Source organism: Mesorhizobium sp. M7A.F.Ca.US.011.01.1.1 (assembly GCF_003998295.1).
Classification (GTDB): Bacteria; Pseudomonadota; Alphaproteobacteria; order Rhizobiales; family Rhizobiaceae; genus Mesorhizobium.
Genome location: NZ_RZRT01000002.1, coordinates 374,352 through 391,781, shown reverse-complemented (window position 1 = coordinate 391,781; position 17,430 = coordinate 374,352). Strand labels below are relative to the sequence as shown.

The following is a 17,430-nucleotide window of genomic DNA, read 5'->3' as shown; positions in this document are numbered from 1 at the left end:
GATTCGAATTAAGACCACGCGCCGCCGCGTGTAAACCGCCAGCACTCGGGAATCGCGGTTGGTGTTAGCGATTGCGGGCATTCGGCCGCCTCGGTCGTCCCCTGTTTTTCGAAGGCCCGGCATTAAACCGCGCGATCACATCTGCTAGCGTGCAGCGCATGAACATGCACAGCCCGAACGAGCCAGACGCCCCCGAGGCGATGACACCGGTGCCGACCGCGCACGCCGGCGCCACGCCGATGATAGAGCAGTTCATCGAGATCAAGGCGGCGAACCCGGATTCGCTGCTGTTCTATCGCATGGGCGATTTCTACGAGCTGTTCTTCGACGATGCCGAGAAGGCGAGCCGGGCGCTGGGCATCGTGCTGACCAAGCGCGGCAAGTACCAGGGGCTCGACATTCCGATGTGCGGCGTGCCGGTGCATGCGGCCGACGACTATCTGCAGAAGCTGATCGGCCAGGGTTTTCGCGTTGCCGTCTGCGAGCAGATCGAGGATCCGGCCGAGGCGAAGAAACGCGGCGGCAAATCGGTGGTGCGCCGCGACGTGGTGCGGCTGGTGACACCGGGCACCATCACCGAGGACAAATTGCTGGCGCCCTCGGAATCGAGTTTCCTGATGGCGCTGGGACGGGTGAAGGGTGGCGCCGATCATAGCTTTGCCTTGGCCTGGATCGACATCTCGACTGGCGCCTTCCGCGTCACTGACACCACCGCCGACCGGCTGCTGGCCGACATCTTCCGTGTCGATCCGCGCGAGCTGATCGTCGCCGAGCCGGTGTTCCATGATCCGGAGCTGAAGCCGGTGTTCGACGTGCTCGGCCGCGTCGCCAGCCCGCAGCCGCCGTCGCTGTTCGATTCGGCGTCGGCCACGGGGCGCATCGCCCGTTTCTTCGACGTGGCGACACCGGACAGCTTTGGCGCCTTCTCGCGCGCCGAGCTGTCGGCGATCTCAGGCGCCATCGCTTATGTCGAAAAGACGCAAAAGGCCGAGCGGCCACCGCTGTCGCGGCCCGAGCGCGAGGAGCAGGGTTCGACCCTGTTCATCGATCCGGCGACGCGCGGCAACCTCGAACTGCTGCGCACGCTGTCGGGCAGCCGCGAAGGCTCGCTGTTCAAGGCGATCGACCGGACGGTGACGGGCGGCGGTGCAAGGCTGCTCGCCGACAGGCTGATGGCGCCTCTGACCGACCCTGCCGCGATCGACGCCAGACTGGATTCGGTGTCGTTCTTCCGTTCCGAGACGCGGCTCTGCCAGGCGGTACGGTCGAGCCTGAAGAGCGTCGCTGACATGCCGCGCGCGCTGTCCAGACTGGCGCTCAACCGCGGCGGCCCGCGCGATCTCGGCGCGCTGCGCGCCGGTTTCGAGGCGGCGGGCGCGATCGCCGAAATCTTTGCCACGACCGCCCTGCCCCTGGAACTCGCGGCCGCACTCGCCGCCATCCATGCGCTGCCTCAGGCGCTGGCTCAGCATTTGACGCAGGCGCTTGGCGAGGAACTGCCGCTACTCAAGCGCGACGGCGGCTTCGTTCGCGGCGGCTATCACGCCGAACTCGACGAGATGCGGGCGCTGCGCGACGAATCGCGAAAGGTCATCGCCGGGCTGGAGCGCTCGCTGATCGACGAGACCGGCATCCGCTCGCTGAAGATCCGCCACAACAATGTGCTCGGCTACTACATCGAGGTGACCGCCAACCATCATGCGATCATGACCGGCAGCGACGGCGCCAAGGCGCGCTTCATCCACCGCCAGACCATGGCGAACGCCATGCGTTTCACGACGACCGAGCTTGCCGAACTCGAGACCAAGATCGCCAATGCCGCCGACCGGGCGCTCAGCATCGAGCTGGCCGCCTTCGAAACGCTGACGGCGGAAGCGGTCGGCGAGGCGGAAAAGATCCGCACTGGGGCCGATGCGCTGGCCGTGCTCGACGTATCGGCGGCGCTCGCGCTTTTGTCGGAAAGCGAAGCCTGGTGCCGGCCGGTGGTGGATTCCGGCCTTGCCTTCGAGATTGCTGACGGGCGGCATCCGGTGGTCGAGCAGGCGCTGCGCCGTTCGGGCGAAGGCCCATTCGTCGCCAATGATTGCGATTTGTCGCCGGAGGGTAGCTCCAAGAACGGCGCCATCTGGCTTTTGACCGGCCCGAACATGGGCGGCAAGTCGACTTTCCTGCGGCAGAACGCGCTGATCGCCATCCTCGCCCAGACCGGCTCGTTCGTGCCGGCGACGTCAGCCCATATCGGCGTCGTCGACCGGCTGTTTTCGCGCGTCGGCGCTTCCGACGATCTGGCGCGCGGCCGCTCGACCTTCATGGTCGAGATGGTCGAGACGGCGGCGATCCTCAACCAGGCCGGCGAGCGCGCACTGGTGATCCTCGACGAGATCGGCCGCGGCACCGCGACCTTCGACGGCCTGTCGATCGCCTGGGCGGCGGTCGAATACCTGCACGAGAAGAACCGCTGCCGGGCGATCTTCGCCACCCATTTCCATGAAATGACCTCGCTCGCCGGCAAGCTGGCGCGGCTCCACAACGTCACCATGCGGGTCAAGGAATGGGAAAACGACGTCGTCTTCCTGCACGAGGTCGGCAAGGGTGCCGCCGACCGCTCTTACGGCGTGCAGGTGGCGCGGCTGGCCGGCCTGCCGGAGGCGGTGGTCGACCGGGCTAAGGAAGTGCTGCATCAGCTCGAAGAAGGCGAAGTCTCCGGCAAGACCAACCGGCTGGTGGATGACCTGCCGCTGTTTTCGGTGGCGGTGAAGCGCGAAGCGCCAAAGCCGGCGAAAAACGATGCGCTCGGCGACGCGCTCGGCGCGATCAATCCCGACGAGATGACGCCGCGCGAGGCGCTGGAAGCGCTCTACCGGCTAAAAGGGTTGGCGGGGACGTAGTCAGATCATCTCCAACCCGCGCTTGCGCGCTGGCGGCGGGAAGGCGCGGTCGAGATCGGCGAGATCCTCGCCGGTAAGCTTGATGTCGAGCGCGGCGACATTCTGGCGGACGTGCTCCTGGCTGCTTGCCTTCGGGATGGCGATGACGCCCTCCTGGTGCATCACCCAGGCCAGGGCGATCTGTGCCGCCGTGGCGTTGTGGCGGGCGGCAATGGCTTCCAGCCTGGCATTGCGCGCCAGCGCGCCCTGCTCGACCGGCGAATAGGCCATTAGCGGAATGCCGCGCTGCCGGCTCCACGGCGCCAGGTCGAATTCGAGGCCGCGCCGGACCAGATTGTAGAGCACCTGGTTGGTCTGGACATTGCCGCCATCCGACAAGCCGATCAGCTCTTCCATCTCGTCGGTGTCGAAATTGCTGACGCCCCAGTGGCGGATCTTGCCAGCCTTTTTCAGGGCCTCGAAGGCCGCGACCGTTTCCGCCAGCGGCACGCTGCCCGGCCAATGCAGCAGATAGAGATCGATGCGGTCGGTGCGCAGGCGTTTCAGGCTGTTTTCGCAGGCGCGCTGCACGCCCGCGCGCGAAGCGTTCGATGGCAGAACTTTCGAAACCAGGAAGGTCTCGTCGCGGCGCCCGGCAATAGCCTCGGCCACCACCTCCTCGGCGCCACCGCTGGCATACATTTCGGCGGTGTCGATCAGCGTGATGCCGAGGTCGAGGCCGAGCTTGAGGGCATTCACCTCATCGGCACGGCGACTGATATCCTCGCCCATCTTCCATGTGCCCTGGCCAAGCACCTGAACGGCTTCGCCTGAGGGCAGTTTGGTGGTTCTGATGGTCGGCGGCATGGCGGGCTCCATTTGGGCCGATCGCATCACAGGCTGGACGAGAAATCCAGAGGCGTTCTCGCCGCGCTGGCGATGGCTGAAGACTTACTTCACCGGATGGGCGGCGAGCCAGGCCTGCATCTGCTTGATCTCGGCTTCCTGCGCGGCGATGACGCCTTCGGCCAGCTTGCGGATTTCCGGATCCTTGCCGTTGGCAAGCTCGACCTTGGCCATGTCGATGGCACCCTGATGGTGCGGGATCATGCCCTTGACGAAATCGACATCGGCATTGCCGGTATATTCAGATGCCATCATGTCGGCATGCATCTTGTCCATCGCTGCCTTGTAGCCCTCGGTCGAGGGGCTGGTCGCGTCCGTCGCCATGGCGCCCATGTCGTGTTTCATCTCCTCACTTTGCGCCGGAACACTTTCGAGGAAGACGGCAACCAGCATTCCGGCCGCCATCAGCAGCAGCACGAGTTTTTTGGCCAAGGTCATTCATGGTCTCCTGTTGAGTGGGTTTCGTATTTGGGGGCTTGGATCAGAGTTTCAATGTTCTCAGCCGCAATGCGTTGGCGATCACCGACACCGAAGACAGGCTCATCGCCGCCGCCGCCAGCATCGGCGACAGAAGCGTGCCGGTGAGCGGATAGAGCACGCCGGCGGCGACCGGCACGCCCAGCACATTGTAGAGGAAGGCAAAGAACAGATTCTGACGGATGTTGCGGATCGTCGCCTGCGCCAGCGTGCGGGCGCGCACGATACCGTTGAGGTCGCCCTTGACCAGAGTGATACCGGCGCTTTCGACGGCGACATCGGCGCCGGTGCCCATGGCGATGCCGACATCGGCGGCGGCAAGGGCCGGTGCGTCATTGACGCCGTCGCCGGCCATGGCAACGCCGGCGCCTTTTGCGCGCAGTTCCTCGACAAGGGCTGCCTTCTGTTCCGGCAGCAGGCCGGCGCGGACCTCGTCGATGCCGAGGCTTCTGGCGATCGCGTTGGCCGTGCGTTCATTGTCGCCGGTTGCCATGATGATCCGCAAGCCGCTTTCATGCAGCGCCTTGATCGCCTCGGCCGTCGTTGCCTTGATAGGGTCGGCGACGGCGACGATGCCGGCCAGTTTTTTGTCGACAGCGACGAACATCGCCGTCTTGCCTTCGAGTTGCAACGCCTCGGCCTTGGCCGAGATGGATGCGATGTCGACGCCAAGGTCGGCCATCATCGCGGTATTGCCGAGCGCGACCGTCTTTCCCGAGACCGAACCGGACACGCCCTTGCCGGTGACCGCCTCGAAGGCGCTGGCCTCGGCAACTGTCACGCCGCGCGTAGCGGCGCCGTCGACGATGGCTTCAGCCAGCGGATGCTCCGACCCCTTCTCCAGACCGGCGGCAAGCGCCAGCAATTCGTCTTCGGAGAAGCCGTTTGCCGCAACGACATCGGTCAGTTTCGGCCGGCCTTCGGTCAGCGTCCCCGTCTTGTCGACGATCAGCGTGTCGACGGAAGCGAAGCGTTCGAGTGCTGCGGCCTCCTTGATCAGCACACCGGCGTGCGCTCCGCGCCCGGTGGCGGTCATAATCGACATCGGCGTGGCGAGGCCGAGCGCACAGGGGCAAGCGATAATCAGCACCGACACTGCCGAGACGATGGCAAAGATCAGGCTGGGCTCGGGTCCAAACACGGCCCAGGCGATGAAGGCGACAATCGCGACAAGGACGACGGCCGGGACAAAGTAGAAAGAAACGCGATCGGCCAGCCCTTGAATTGGGGCGCGTGAGCGCTGCGCCTTGGCGACGAGCTCGACGATGCGCGCCAGCGTCATCTCGGCGCCGACCTTCTCAGCGCGCATGATCAGCGCACCATTCTTGTTGAGCGTGCCGCCGGTCAGCGCATCGCCCTCGACCTTCTCGACCGGCAACGGCTCGCCCGTGATCATCGATTCGTCGATCGAGGACCGCCCTTCCAGCACCGTGCCATCGACCGGCACGGCGTCACCGGGGCGTATGCGCAGGCGATCGCCGGCCTTGACGGCGTCGAGGGGCACGTCGTTTTCGGAACCATCGGCGGCGATCAGCCGCGCTGTCTTCGGCGCCAGATCGAGCAAGGCGCGGATTGCCGAGCCGGTCTTTTCACGGGCGCGTAGCTCCAGCACCTGGCCAAGGAAGACCAGCGCAACGATGACGGCAGCAGCCTCGAAATAGACCGGCACCGCACCGCCATGGCCGCGGAACTGATGCGGAAAGATATCCGGAAACAGTGTGGCGACGACGCTGTAGAGATAGGCAGCACCAACGCCGAGCGAGATCAGCGTCCACATGTTGGGGCTGCGGTTGACCAGCGAGTCCCAGCCGCGGTGGAAGAAGGGAAAGGCGGCCCAAAGCACCACCGGACTTGCCAGGACCAGTTCGATCCAGACCTTTGTCCGGTCCTCGACCAGGCCTTCAAACATCAAGCCGATCATGGGCGCCATTGCGATGATCAGAAGGGGGACCGAAAGGACAGCGCTCACCCAGAACCGCCTGGTGAAATCGACCAGCTCGGGATTTGGCCCTTCATCGCCCGTCGGCACGCCCATCGGCTCCAGCGCCATGCCACAGATCGGGCAGGATCCTGGCTTGTCGCGGATGATTTCGGGATGCATCGGGCAGGTGTATTGCGTGCCTTTGGGCATCGGCTGCGGTGCCGGCCTGTCGCCGAGATATTTTTGCGGCTCCGCCTCGAATTTCGCCTGGCAGGCGGCCGAGCAGAAGTAAAAGCCCTGGCCTTCGTGGCGGGCAAAGTGCCTGGCTGTCGCGCGGTCGACGCTCATACCGCAGACCGGATCGGTGGCCGTCAGGAATTTTTCCGGCTCGGCGACGAATTTCGTGCGGCAGCCCTGGCTGCAGAAATGATAGGGATGGCCATCATGCTCGGTCGTCGGCTTGCCGGCGACCGGATCGACAGTCATGCCGCAGACCGGGTCGCGGACGACGCTCTTCGTGGTGGGCACGGCGCCTTTTGTCGAGCAGCAGCTACCATGCGCGTGATGATCGTGATCGGAATGCGTCATTCGAAAATGCCTTGATTTATCGGTGTGTGACGTAGAGATAGGGCTTCCAGTAACTGGAAGGTCAAGGGCTGTTTCGACTTTTCTTCTCCGGTCCACAACGCGTCCATTCTCCCCAGAAAAAGTCTCACGCGGCAACACCACGCCTGCTAGAGAGCGAGCGTCCCGGGGGGTGAGATTTTCTTTGGCAATGAAGCGTCTGGTCATCAATCTCGATCGGTCTCCCGATCGCCTTGCCCGCGTGACGGCGGAGTTTGCCCGCATCGGCGTCCCATTCGAACGCGTTCAGGCCATCGACGCACGGGATCGGCCGGACCTGGACCAGCTGCCGCAAAATGTCGGATATCGGAACAGGCTGCCATTGACTGACGGCGAGATCGCCTGCCTGCTCAGTCACCGGGCCTGCTGGACAGCCATCGCGCAAGGCGACGCTCGCTATGGGGCAATCTTCGAGGACGACATCGTCTTTGCCGCGAAAGCCGGCGCATTGCTTCGCGACAGCGACTGGATTCCAGCCGATGCCGAAGTCGTCAAGCTCGAAAGCTATTTTTGCAAGACCGTGATCCGACGCAAGCGCATTGACATCGGTCACGGCTTTTCCACATCCAAACTCGACGCTGGACATATAGGAACCGCCGGCTACATCATCTCCAGGCAAACCGCGCTCGACCTGATCAAGGCCACCGAGGAGATCGGCATCGCTGTCGACGACCTTGTCTTCAACCCCGAGTTTTCGGTTTTGCGAGGCGAGACAATCTATCAGCTTGTTCCTGCGCTCTGCGCGCAAGATCAGTTCCTTGGCGACAGAGCGCTCCAATTGCCAAGCCTGCTCAGGGAAAAGCGGGATATCCAGTGCGCCGCCGGGACCGGGAAACGCAGAAAGACAGCCATAGCGAAGCTCAAAGCCGAGGCTCGGCGGATAGGCAAGCGCATTGTCGATTTCTGTCGACTGAAGCAGAGAATGGTTATTCCATTTACTTATCCGAGCCAAAGCTCAGCCGGGTCTTGAACCGGCTTTCAACGCCCCATACCCAGCGCCACGAAAACGCGCTATAGACGCCGCCGAAACGGCAAGGCCGACTGGATATATGGCAAGAATCTCCCTGAAGCTCGACGAATTGATCGACGGCGAAGCCTTGCGCCGCGAGATGACCGCGCTGACCGCGGCCACGGCGGACGATGGCTCAGGGCAGGCCGCGCGCAATGGCGTGCTCCAACTGCTCAAGGGACGACTGGCGGAAGGGCGCGCCATTGCCGAACGAATGCTGATGGACGATGGCGGCGGCAGCGCCTGCGCGGCGCGGCTGTCGCATCTCATGGACGAGATCATCCGGGCGCTTTACGATTTCGCCGTCACCCATGTCTACCGGGTCAAGAACCCGTCCTCGGCGGAGCGCATGGCCGTCGTCGCTGTCGGCGGCTACGGCCGTGGAACGCTGGCGCCCGGATCCGACATCGACCTTCTGTTCCTGCTGCCCTACAAGCAGACGCCGTGGGGCGAACAGACAGTCGAATACATGCTCTACATGCTGTGGGACCTGGGGCTGAAGGTCGGCCACGCCACCCGTAACATCGACGAATGCCTGCGCCTGTCGCGCACCGATGTCACCATTCGCACCTCGATCCTCGAAGCACGTTTCCTGTGGGGCGAGGAAAAGCTCTATGATGAACTGATGCTGCGGTTCGACCATGAGGTGGTGCGCACGACCGGCCCCGAATATGTCCAGGCCAAGCTTGCCGAACGCGATGACCGCCATGCCAAGGCCGGCGAAAGCCGCTATCTGGTCGAGCCCAACGTCAAGGACGGCAAGGGTGGCCTGCGCGACCTGCAGACGCTGTTCTGGATCGGCAAATATTTCTATCGGGTGCGCACCGGCGAGGAACTGGTCGACAAGGGCGTCTTCACCGAGGGCGAATACCGCGAGTTCCAGAAGGCGGAGGATTTCCTGTGGGCGGTACGCTGCCACATGCATTTCCTCACCGGCAAGGCCGAAGAGCGGTTGCATTTCGACATCCAGCGCGAGATCGCCGAACGTCTCGGCTACACCACACACCCCGGCCTGTCGGCGGTCGAGCGCTTCATGAAGCACTACTTCCTCGTTGCCAAGGACGTCGGCGACCTGACCCGCATCTTCTGCGCGGCGCTCGAGGAGGAGCAGGCCAAGCACGTTCCTGGCTTCAACCGCATCTTCCTGACTTTCTCCAGGCGCAAACGCAAGCTGGCCGGCACCTCCGATTTCATTGTCGACAACCACCGCATCAACATCGCCGACGACCAGGTGTTCGAGCGCGATCCGGTCAATCTGCTCAGGCTGTTCTGGTTCGCCGACAAGCACGGTCTGGAATTCCACCCTGACGCGCTGAAGCTGCTGACCCGTTCGCTCGGCCTAGTCAACAAGTCGCTGCGGCGCGACGAGGAGGCCAACCGGCTGTTCCTCGACATATTGACCTCGGATCGCAATGCCGAACTCAATCTGCGTCGCATGAACGAAGCCGGACTGCTCGGCAGGCTGATCCCGGATTTCGGCAAGATCGTCGCCATGATGCAGTTCTCGATGTACCACCACTACACGGTGGACGAGCATCTGATCCGCTGCATCGGCGTGCTGGCCGAGATCGAGCGCGGCGACGGCGAAAAGGTCCACCCCCTCTCGCACACGCTGATGCCGGGCCTGAAGAAGAGCCGCGAGGCGCTCTATGTCGCCGTATTGCTGCACGACATTGCCAAGGGCAGGCCGGAGGACCATTCCGAGGCGGGGGCCAGGATCGCCCGTCGCATCTGCCCGCATATGGGGCTGTCGCCTGCCGATACCGAAACCGTGGCCTGGCTGGTCGAGAACCACCTCGTGATGTCGATGACGGCGCAGACCCGCGACCTCAACGACCGCAAGACCATCGAGGATTTTGCCGCGATCGTGCAGTCGGTCGAGCGGCTGAAGCTGCTTTTGATCCTCACCGTCTGCGACATCAGGGGCGTCGGACCCGGTGTCTGGAACGGCTGGAAGGGCCAGCTTCTGCGCACGCTCTACTACGAGACCGAATTGCTGTTGACCGGCGGGTTTTCGGAAGTGTCGCGCGCGCAGCGCACGGCGGCGGCGCGCGAGCGCCTGGCCGAGGCGCTTGCCGACTGGCCGGACAAGGCCCGCAAGCGCTATGTCGGCCAACACTACGAGAATTACCTTTTGACCGTCGATCTCGCAGACCAGTTGCGCCATGCCGAGTTCATCCGCGAAGCCGACGTGTCAGGCAACAAGCTTGCCACCATGGTCAAGACCCACCAGTTCGAGGCGGTGACCGAAATCACCGTGCTGGCGCAGGACCACCCCCGCCTGCTCTCGGTCATCGCCGGGGCTTGCGCCGGAGCCGGCGGCAACATTGTCGACGCGCAGATCTTCACGACGTCGGATGGCCGCGCGCTCGACACGATCCTGATCAGCAGAGAATTCGATCGCGACGAGGACGAGCGCCGGCGTGCCGAGCGTGTCGGCCGGCTGATCGAGGACGTGCTGTCGGGCAAGAGCTGGCTGCCGGAAATGATCGAGAAGCGCACCAAGCCGCGGCGCGGCTCCAAGGTGTTCAAGATCCCACCGCGTGCCGAAATCCGCAACACGCTGTCGAACCGTTTTTCGGTCATCGAGGTCGAGGGCCTCGACCGGCCGGGACTGCTGTCGGAGATCACCGGAACGCTTTCCGACCTGTCGCTCGACATCGCATCGGCCCACATCACCACCTTCGGCGAAAAGGTCATCGACACTTTCTATGTCACCGATCTCACTGGCCAGAAGATAGATAGCCCGGCCCGCATCGCCACCATCCGCAATCGGCTGATGGCAACGCTCGAAGGCATCGTGCCCGAACGCGGCGGCAAGCCCAGGGCGGCGGCCGAGTGACAACGACCATCACTTTGTCCCAATTGCGCAGGCAGTTCCCAAAAGCATGAGCCTCGTCAAGAAATTCGCAACGGTCGCTTCCGGCACGCTGATGAGCCGCGCGCTCGGTTTCGGCCGCGAGATGCTGATGGCTGCGGCACTCGGTACGGGACCGGTCGCCGATGCCTTCAACGCCGCTTTCCAGTTTCCCAACACCTTTCGCCGGCTGTTTGCCGAAGGCGCCTTCAACGCCGCCTTCGTGCCGCTGTTCGCCAAGGAGATCGAGACCCACGGAACCGAGGGCGCCAAGCGCTTTTCCGAAGAAGTGTTCGGCGTGCTGTTCACGGCGCTGCTGGCGCTGACGATCATCATGGAACTGTCGATGCCGCTGATCGTGCGCTATCTGGTGGCGCCGGGTTTTGCCGGCACGCCGGGGAAGTTCGACACCACGGTGACGCTGGCGACGATCATGTTCCCCTACCTGATCTGCATGTCGCTGGGCGCGATGATGGCGGGCATGCTGAATTCGCTGCGCCGCTATTTCGCCGCCGCGGTGGCACCGGTGTTCCTCAACATCATCCTGATCGGCGTGCTCGCCTATGCCTGGTACAAGGGCTCGGATGCCCTCACAGTCGGCTACGGGCTGTCCTGGGGCGTGCTTGCCGCCGGACTGGTGCAGTTGGCGATCGTCTGGGTGGCAGTGCGCCATGCCGGCATTTCGATCGGCTTCCGCCGTCCGAAAATGACGCCCGCTGTCAAGCGGCTGTTGATCCTGGCGCTGCCGGCGGCCATCACCGGCGGCATCACCCAGATCAACCAGCTGATCGGCACGGCAATCGCCTCGGCGCAGAACAGCGCGGTCTCCTCGCTCGCCTATGCCGACCGTATCTACCAGTTGCCGCTCGGCGTGGTCGGTGTTGCGGTCGCCATCGTGCTGTTGCCCGAGCTGTCGCGGGCGCTGAAGTCGGGCAATCTGATCGAGGCAGCCAATCTGCAGAACCGCTCGGTCGAGTTCACGCTGTTCCTGACGCTGCCGGCGGCGGCAGCGCTCTGGGTGATGTCGGAACCGATCGTGCGGCTGGTCTATGAGCGCGGGGCGTTTGCCGCCAACGGATCGACGCCGACGGTGGCGGCGATCCTGGCCATCTTCGGCCTCGGCCTGCCGGCCTTCGTGCTGATCAAGGCGTTCACCCCGGGCTATTTCGCCCGAGAGGACACGCGCACGCCAATGATCTTTGCCGCCATCTCGGTGGCGGTGAACGTCACAACGGCGCTGACGCTGTTTCCACGGATGGGCGCGCCCGGCATCGCGGTGGCCTCGGCCGTCGCCGGCTGGGTCAACGCGGTGATGCTGCTCGGCGTCTTGATCCGGCGCGGCCATTGGGGCCGCGACGTACCGCTGATGAAGCGCATTCCACGTCTGGTGCTGTCCGCCGTGGTGATGGGCGCTGCGCTCTATTTTGCCGAACACTGGTTCGCCATCAGGCTTGGGCCGGGCTCGCCGCTGGTGGTCAAGGCGGCGACGCTGCTGTCGCTGGTTGCCGGTGGGGCGCTGCTTTATTTCATCACCGCGTTTGCCACCGGCGGCGCCGATTTCGGCATGATCCGGCGCAATGTCGGACGGAAGAGATCGCCGCCTGTCAAGGAACAGTCTCCAGATCCGTGAGCCGGAATTTATTGCAATGTCCCACCCCTCATTGCGACGATAGCGGCTGCTTCGACAAACATTAGTCTTCTCCAGACAATTCGTCGTAGACGGAGGGTGGCAAGGTGTTGCGCGCCTGCCCCCTCAGTTCAATTCCGAGTTCGGCCCGAAGCCGTGCCGCGGTCTCCAGCGGCGTCTCGCGGCTGCGCCTGCGCTGCAGTGCCTCTTGCATACCGACCACGCTGGCGGGGCGCTTCTGACCTTCAGATCCGGTGGGCATTCAAGGCGTCTCCTCCAAGGTCGCTATGTAATGCACCCGGCTGCCGCTCGCGTACATGATGAAGTGCTTGTTGCCAAAGCGGTCGTTTTTGACAGTGAGCGACGTAGTGAACCGCGGAGCGTTTCGTGGTAATGGGGTCGTGGCGACGAGTGGCAGATGGCTCGCGGCTAGCCGCGATAGAAGCACGACTAATTGCCCTTCGGCCAGCGACTTCTCTGGGATGGAATCCTCCCATTGATCGGGCGCCCCGTGGCGTACAATCTTCCAAACTCGCGCCAAGTCTCCGGCCCCTGCTTTCCGCGAAGCATATAGGTGCTTTCGCATATTTCAAATTTCAAACCGAGACACTCCCGGTTTTCTTGTCCCTGTTCCTTATCGTCTGCTCCAAGGCCCAACCGCCTCTTGATCCTCTCACCGCTCTCGTCCATAAGCGCGCCGTCGCAAGACTTTCGCCGCGCGCGGTTTCCAGCCGCGTGATTGGCTCCGAAAAGTCTGCAACTTTTCGGAATCACGCTTATACGGCCCTCCACAAGCCATGAGGACAATCATGACCGCCTTCAAGCCACTCGTCTTTTCCGGTGTCCAGCCGACCGGCAATCTGCACCTCGGCAACTATCTCGGCGCCATCAAGAAATTCGTCGCCCTGCAGGACACCTCCGATTGCATCTATTGCGTCGTCGACCTGCATTCGCTGACAGCTCAACTCGTTTATGAAGACCTAGCCGACCAGACGCGGTCGATCACCGCTGCATTCCTGGCCTCGGGCATCGACCCGAAGAAGCACATCGTCTTCAACCAGTCGCGGGTCATGCAGCATGCGGAGCTTGCCTGGATCTTCAATTGCGTGGCGCGCATCGGCTGGATGAACCGTATGACGCAGTTCAAGGACAAGGCCGGCAAGGACCGCGAGAACGCGTCGCTCGGCCTGCTTGCCTATCCCTCGCTGATGGCTGCCGACATCCTGCTCTACCGTGCCACCCACGTGCCGGTGGGTGAGGACCAGAAGCAGCATCTGGAGCTCACCCGCGACATCGCGCAGAAATTCAACAACGACTTCTCCGACCGCATCGCGGCCCTTGGTGTCGGCGTCGAGATGCAGGTCGGCGAAGAGACCGTGAACGGCTATTTCCCGCTGACCGAGCCGGTCATCGGCGGGCCGGCGGCGCGCATCATGTCGCTGCGCGACGGCTCCAAGAAAATGTCCAAATCGGACCCGTCGGATCTGTCGCGCATCAACCTGACCGACGATGCCGACGACATCTCGAAGAAGATCCGCAAGGCCAAGACCGACCCGGAAGCGTTGCCGAGCGAGCTGGACGGCCTGGCCGGCCGGCCCGAGGCGGAGAACCTGGTCGGCATCTATGCGGGTCTCGCCGAGATGTCGAAGGCGGATGTACTCAAGGAATTCGCCGGCCAGCAGTTTTCCGTGTTCAAGCCGGCCTTGGCCGATCTTGCAGTGGAAAAACTGGCGCCGATCGCCAGCGAGATGCGCCGCATTTCGGATGACCGCGCCTATGTCGACGCGGTGCTCAAGGATGGCGGCGAGCGCGCCGGCGTGCTGGCCGAAGCGACGATGAAGACGGTGCGCGACATTATCGGCCTGCTGCAGGGCTGATCGCGACATCGGGTGCACTGGCACAAGGCCGGCGGCTTGCCGCCGGTCCCCCGCAGTGGCACATTGCGGCCGCAAGACACCGAGTAGATAGACATGGTTTCCAAACGCCTCAGCCGCGAAGCCGGCCATCGCAGGAAATTCCTGACGATCATCGACGACACGCCGGAATGCGAGCGCGCCGTCGCCTATGCCTCGAAACGGGCGCAGAGCACCAGCGGCACGCTGGTGCTGCTCTATGTCATCGTGCCGGACGATTTCCAGCATTGGCTGGGTGTCGAGAAGATCATGCGCGAGGAAGCCAACGCCACGGCGCGCGCCGCACTCGACAGCTATGCCAACAAGGTGCGCCAGAAGCTCGGCATCGAGCCCGAGATGGTGGTGCGCGAAGGCAAGCCGACGGAAGAGATCCATAAATTGATCGAGGAAGACCAGGACATTGCCATCCTGGTGCTGGCCGCCGGTGCGGGCAAGGAAGGTCCTGGGCCGCTTGTCGGCGCCGTGGCCGGCAAGGGGGCCGCCTTCCCGATCCCAGTGACTGTGGTGCCGCAGAACCTGTCGGACGAGGAAATAGACAGCCTGGCCTGAGATTCTGCTCTTCAGGTGATGCCGGTCCGATTTTGGGCGCGAAAAAACATTCCGCCAGCCAGCTGTTCCGGCGATGCGTTTCGCTTGAATGTCCAGCCAATTGAGCCTATTTAGAATTGTTCCAAACTAGATGCCCAAACGGGCACGGAGACGGCCATGTTCATCCAGACTGAATCGACGCCAAACCCGGCGACGCTGAAATTCCTGCCCGGCAAGGAAGTGCTTCTGGAAGGCACCGCCGATTTCCGCGATGCCGACAGCGCCGCCGTCGCCTCGCCTCTGGCCGGCCGGCTGTTCGAAATTCCTGGCGTCACCGGCGTTTTCTTCGGCTATGACTTCATCACCGTGACCAAGGATGGCCCCGACTGGCAGCATTTGAAGCCGGCGATCCTCGGCGCCATCATGGAGCATTTCATGTCCGGCGCGCCCGTCATGGCCAAGGCCGGCCCGGCCGCCGAGACCAGCCAGACCGGTGAGTTCTACGACAAGGCCGACGAGGAGTTGGTCATCACCATCAAGGAACTGCTCGATACACGGGTGCGCCCGGCGGTCGCCCAGGATGGCGGCGACATCACCTTCCGCGGCTTCGAGAACGGCACGGTGTTCCTGCACATGAAGGGCGCCTGCGCCGGCTGCCCGTCCTCGACGGCGACGCTGAAGCACGGCATCCAGAACCTTCTGCGCCATTTCGTGCCGGAAGTGCAGCAGGTCGAGCAGGTCTCGTAGAGACCTCCTTCTCGACGCATTAGAGGCAAACAACAAAAAACCGGGCCGAATTGCCCGGTTTTCTGCTTGGGACGTCCGTTGTTGCCTAGACGGTCCGCGTACGAAAACTACCTCTAGAGAACGATGACCTTGGCGCCGACCGAGGCGCGGTCATAGAGGTCGATAATGTCCTGATTCATTAGGCGGATGCAGCCAGACGACATAGCCTTGCCGATCGAATTCCACTCCGGGCTGCCATGCAGGCGATAGCCTGAATCACCGCCCTTGTTGAACAGGTACATGGCGCGCGCGCCGAGCGGGTTCTTCAGGCCCGGCTCCATGCCGCCGGCAAACTTTTCCAATTCCGGCTGGCGCTGGATCATCTGCCTCGGCGGCGTCCAGGTCGGCCATTCGCGCTTGAGCGCAATGTGGGCGGTGCCATGCCACTCGAAGCCCTCGCGGCCGACGCCGATGCCGTAGCGAATGGCCCTGCCGTCGCCCTCGACGAAGTAGAGGAACTTGTTCTGCGTATCGACGATGATCGTGCCCGGCTTTTCCGGGCTGTCGTAGTTCACTTCCTGCCGATGGTACTTCATCGGCACTTTCTCGATCGGGATGCGCGGCAGCTGATAACCGGCGTCGGTGACCGCGCCGTAGTCGTTGGAGAAGATCTGCGAGCCGATGGTGCTGCAACCGGCGATAGCAGTGGAGAGCGCCAGTGCGGCGATGATTGCAAACGACTTCATGCGCATCAGATGATCCGGTGCCCCGCCCAAATTCGGCGGCACGAGTCGGCCGCTCTCTCATCATCATTCATGCTGGCATTTGCTTTGCTTGCCAAGCGCGCGATGCCTATATGCCTGCCTTGACTTACCGGTAAGCGTATCACTATGGCATTTTGGCAACAGGACTCACAGGATTGTGAAGCAAATTCAAGGGGCCTGCTCCATGGGCTCCTGGAAATCGAGGAGAACCGTCATGAATGTCGGTGACGCCGCCCACCGCTCCGGCCTGCCGGCCAAGACTATCCGCTACTATGAAGAGATCGGCCTGATCGCCCCGGCGCGCGCCGCCAACGGCTACCGCGATTATTCCGGAGACGACATCCATCGGCTGGCCTTCCTGCGCCGCGCGCGCAATCTCGGCTTTTCCATCGACGATTGCCGCCAGTTGATGGCGCTTTACCAGGATCGCAGCCGCGCCAGCCACAACGTGCGCGAAATCGCCGCCGCCCATGTCACGACGATCGAGGAGAAAGTGCGCGAGCTGCAGTCGATGCGCTCGACCCTGCAGAAACTGATCCATGCCTGCCACGGCGACGAAAGGCCGGATTGTCCGATCCTTGATGACATGGCGGGAGCGGCGTTGCTCAGCGACAGGGGCACCTCTGCGCCTGCATAATGACCCTACGTCGACGAGGCCCGCGCCCGGTCGACTCCTGCCGGGAGGACGTCCACAATGGTCTCGATGACCGTCGAACTGCGCAATGTTGGTGACACGCAGGCGGCCATGGGCTGGGCCGGCGGTCACACGATCATCGTCGACCGGCCCGAAGGCAAGGCCGGCGGCATGGGCCTGGGCTTCAATGGCGGCCAGCTGCTCGCCCTGGCGATCGGCGGCTGCTTCTGCAACGACCTTCGCTACGTCGCCGAGGAAATGGGCGTAACGCTCAACAAAATCGCCGTGACCGTGACGCTGAACCTCGAAGGCAGGCCTTTGCTCGCGACCTCGTCAACCATGACGGTTTCCTGCACGACGCTGGACGGCTCCGACCCGGCGGAGATCATCACAAGGGCTGCGGCGATTTCCACGGTCAGCAACTCCCTGCGCCAGGGCGTGCCGGTGAGCATCGAAACGGACGCAACGGCGACCGGCTTGTCGAAGGAATGATCCCCGGGAACAGGCGATTTGGCCGCGTGGATTGTCAGAGATCGCTAAATAGGCCCACCGCCGGCACGGCAGAGCGATTGACCCA

The 17,430-nt window shown here is 63.4% G+C and carries 14 protein-coding genes; 9 read left to right on the top strand and 5 right to left on the bottom strand.

Going from position 1 to position 17,430, the window contains the following annotated elements; translation table 11 throughout:
• Positions 1 to 158: 158 nt before the first annotated feature.
• Positions 159 to 2,888, top strand: coding sequence for a DNA mismatch repair protein MutS (mutS, locus tag EOA13_RS04385; protein ID WP_127289974.1), 2,730 nt, complete (start codon positions 159 to 161; stop codon positions 2,886 to 2,888).
• On the opposite strand, the gene EOA13_RS04380 is transcribed toward mutS, so the two are convergent.
• The 3 genes from EOA13_RS04380 to EOA13_RS04370 form a co-directional block, all read right to left on the bottom strand.
• Positions 2,889 to 3,734, bottom strand: coding sequence for an aldo/keto reductase (locus tag EOA13_RS04380; RefSeq protein WP_127289972.1), 846 nt, complete (start codon positions 3,732 to 3,734; stop codon positions 2,889 to 2,891).
• A gap of 84 nt (positions 3,735 to 3,818) precedes the next feature.
• Positions 3,819 to 4,211, bottom strand: coding sequence for a DUF305 domain-containing protein (locus EOA13_RS04375; protein WP_023811639.1), 393 nt, complete (start codon positions 4,209 to 4,211; stop codon positions 3,819 to 3,821).
• Between the two features lie 43 nt (positions 4,212 to 4,254).
• Entirely contained in the window at positions 4,255 to 6,759 is a 2,505-nt protein-coding gene (locus EOA13_RS04370; RefSeq protein ID WP_127289970.1) for a heavy metal translocating P-type ATPase, read from the bottom strand.
• Between the two features lie 187 nt (positions 6,760 to 6,946).
• Between EOA13_RS04370 and EOA13_RS04365 the strand changes: the two genes are divergently transcribed.
• The 3 genes from EOA13_RS04365 (at position 6,947) to murJ (ending at position 12,291) form a co-directional block, all read left to right on the top strand.
• Positions 6,947 to 7,765, top strand: coding sequence for a glycosyltransferase family 25 protein (locus EOA13_RS04365; RefSeq protein ID WP_127290117.1), 819 nt, complete (start codon positions 6,947 to 6,949; stop codon positions 7,763 to 7,765).
• 79 nt (positions 7,766 to 7,844) lie between these two features.
• Positions 7,845 to 10,646 carry a [protein-PII] uridylyltransferase gene (locus EOA13_RS04360; protein WP_127289968.1) on the top strand — a complete coding sequence of 934 codons (2,802 nt, stop codon included), beginning with the start codon at positions 7,845 to 7,847 and terminating at the stop codon, positions 10,644 to 10,646.
• Between the two features lie 46 nt (positions 10,647 to 10,692).
• A complete protein-coding gene (gene murJ / locus EOA13_RS04355) occupies positions 10,693 to 12,291 on the top strand; it encodes a murein biosynthesis integral membrane protein MurJ (protein ID WP_127289966.1) in 1,599 nt (532 codons plus the stop codon).
• Between the two features lie 61 nt (positions 12,292 to 12,352).
• Here the strand turns inward: murJ and EOA13_RS04350 are convergent, their stop codons facing one another.
• Positions 12,353 to 12,550 carry a hypothetical protein gene (locus EOA13_RS04350; RefSeq protein WP_127289964.1) on the bottom strand — a complete coding sequence of 66 codons (198 nt, stop codon included), beginning with the start codon at positions 12,548 to 12,550 and terminating at the stop codon, positions 12,353 to 12,355.
• A 547-nt stretch (positions 12,551 to 13,097) separates the two neighbouring features.
• Between EOA13_RS04350 and trpS the strand changes: the two genes are divergently transcribed.
• The 3 genes from trpS (at position 13,098) to EOA13_RS04335 (ending at position 15,476) form a co-directional block, all read left to right on the top strand.
• The gene (gene trpS / locus EOA13_RS04345; protein WP_027039719.1) at positions 13,098 to 14,165 is read left to right on the top strand and encodes a tryptophan--tRNA ligase; all 1,068 of its coding nucleotides are present in this window, start codon (positions 13,098 to 13,100) and stop codon (positions 14,163 to 14,165) included.
• A 93-nt stretch (positions 14,166 to 14,258) separates the two neighbouring features.
• Positions 14,259 to 14,750 carry a universal stress protein gene (locus EOA13_RS04340; RefSeq protein ID WP_013528063.1) on the top strand — a complete coding sequence of 164 codons (492 nt, stop codon included), beginning with the start codon at positions 14,259 to 14,261 and terminating at the stop codon, positions 14,748 to 14,750.
• 156 nt (positions 14,751 to 14,906) lie between these two features.
• Entirely contained in the window at positions 14,907 to 15,476 is a 570-nt protein-coding gene (locus tag EOA13_RS04335; RefSeq protein WP_023811631.1) for a NifU family protein, read from the top strand.
• A 113-nt stretch (positions 15,477 to 15,589) separates the two neighbouring features.
• On the opposite strand, the gene EOA13_RS04330 is transcribed toward EOA13_RS04335, so the two are convergent.
• Positions 15,590 to 16,207: a L,D-transpeptidase gene (locus tag EOA13_RS04330; RefSeq protein WP_127289962.1), complete on the bottom strand. Its 618-nt coding sequence runs from the start codon at positions 16,205 to 16,207 to the stop codon at positions 15,590 to 15,592.
• A gap of 226 nt (positions 16,208 to 16,433) precedes the next feature.
• Here EOA13_RS04330 and cueR point away from each other — a divergent pair, with 226 nt between their 5' ends.
• Both cueR and EOA13_RS04320 read left to right on the top strand, forming a co-directional pair.
• Positions 16,434 to 16,856 carry a Cu(I)-responsive transcriptional regulator gene (cueR, locus tag EOA13_RS04325; protein WP_127289960.1) on the top strand — a complete coding sequence of 141 codons (423 nt, stop codon included), beginning with the start codon at positions 16,434 to 16,436 and terminating at the stop codon, positions 16,854 to 16,856.
• 57 nt (positions 16,857 to 16,913) lie between these two features.
• Positions 16,914 to 17,345, top strand: coding sequence for an OsmC family protein (locus EOA13_RS04320; protein ID WP_127289958.1), 432 nt, complete (start codon positions 16,914 to 16,916; stop codon positions 17,343 to 17,345).
• The last annotated feature ends 85 nt before the right edge of the window (positions 17,346 to 17,430 follow it).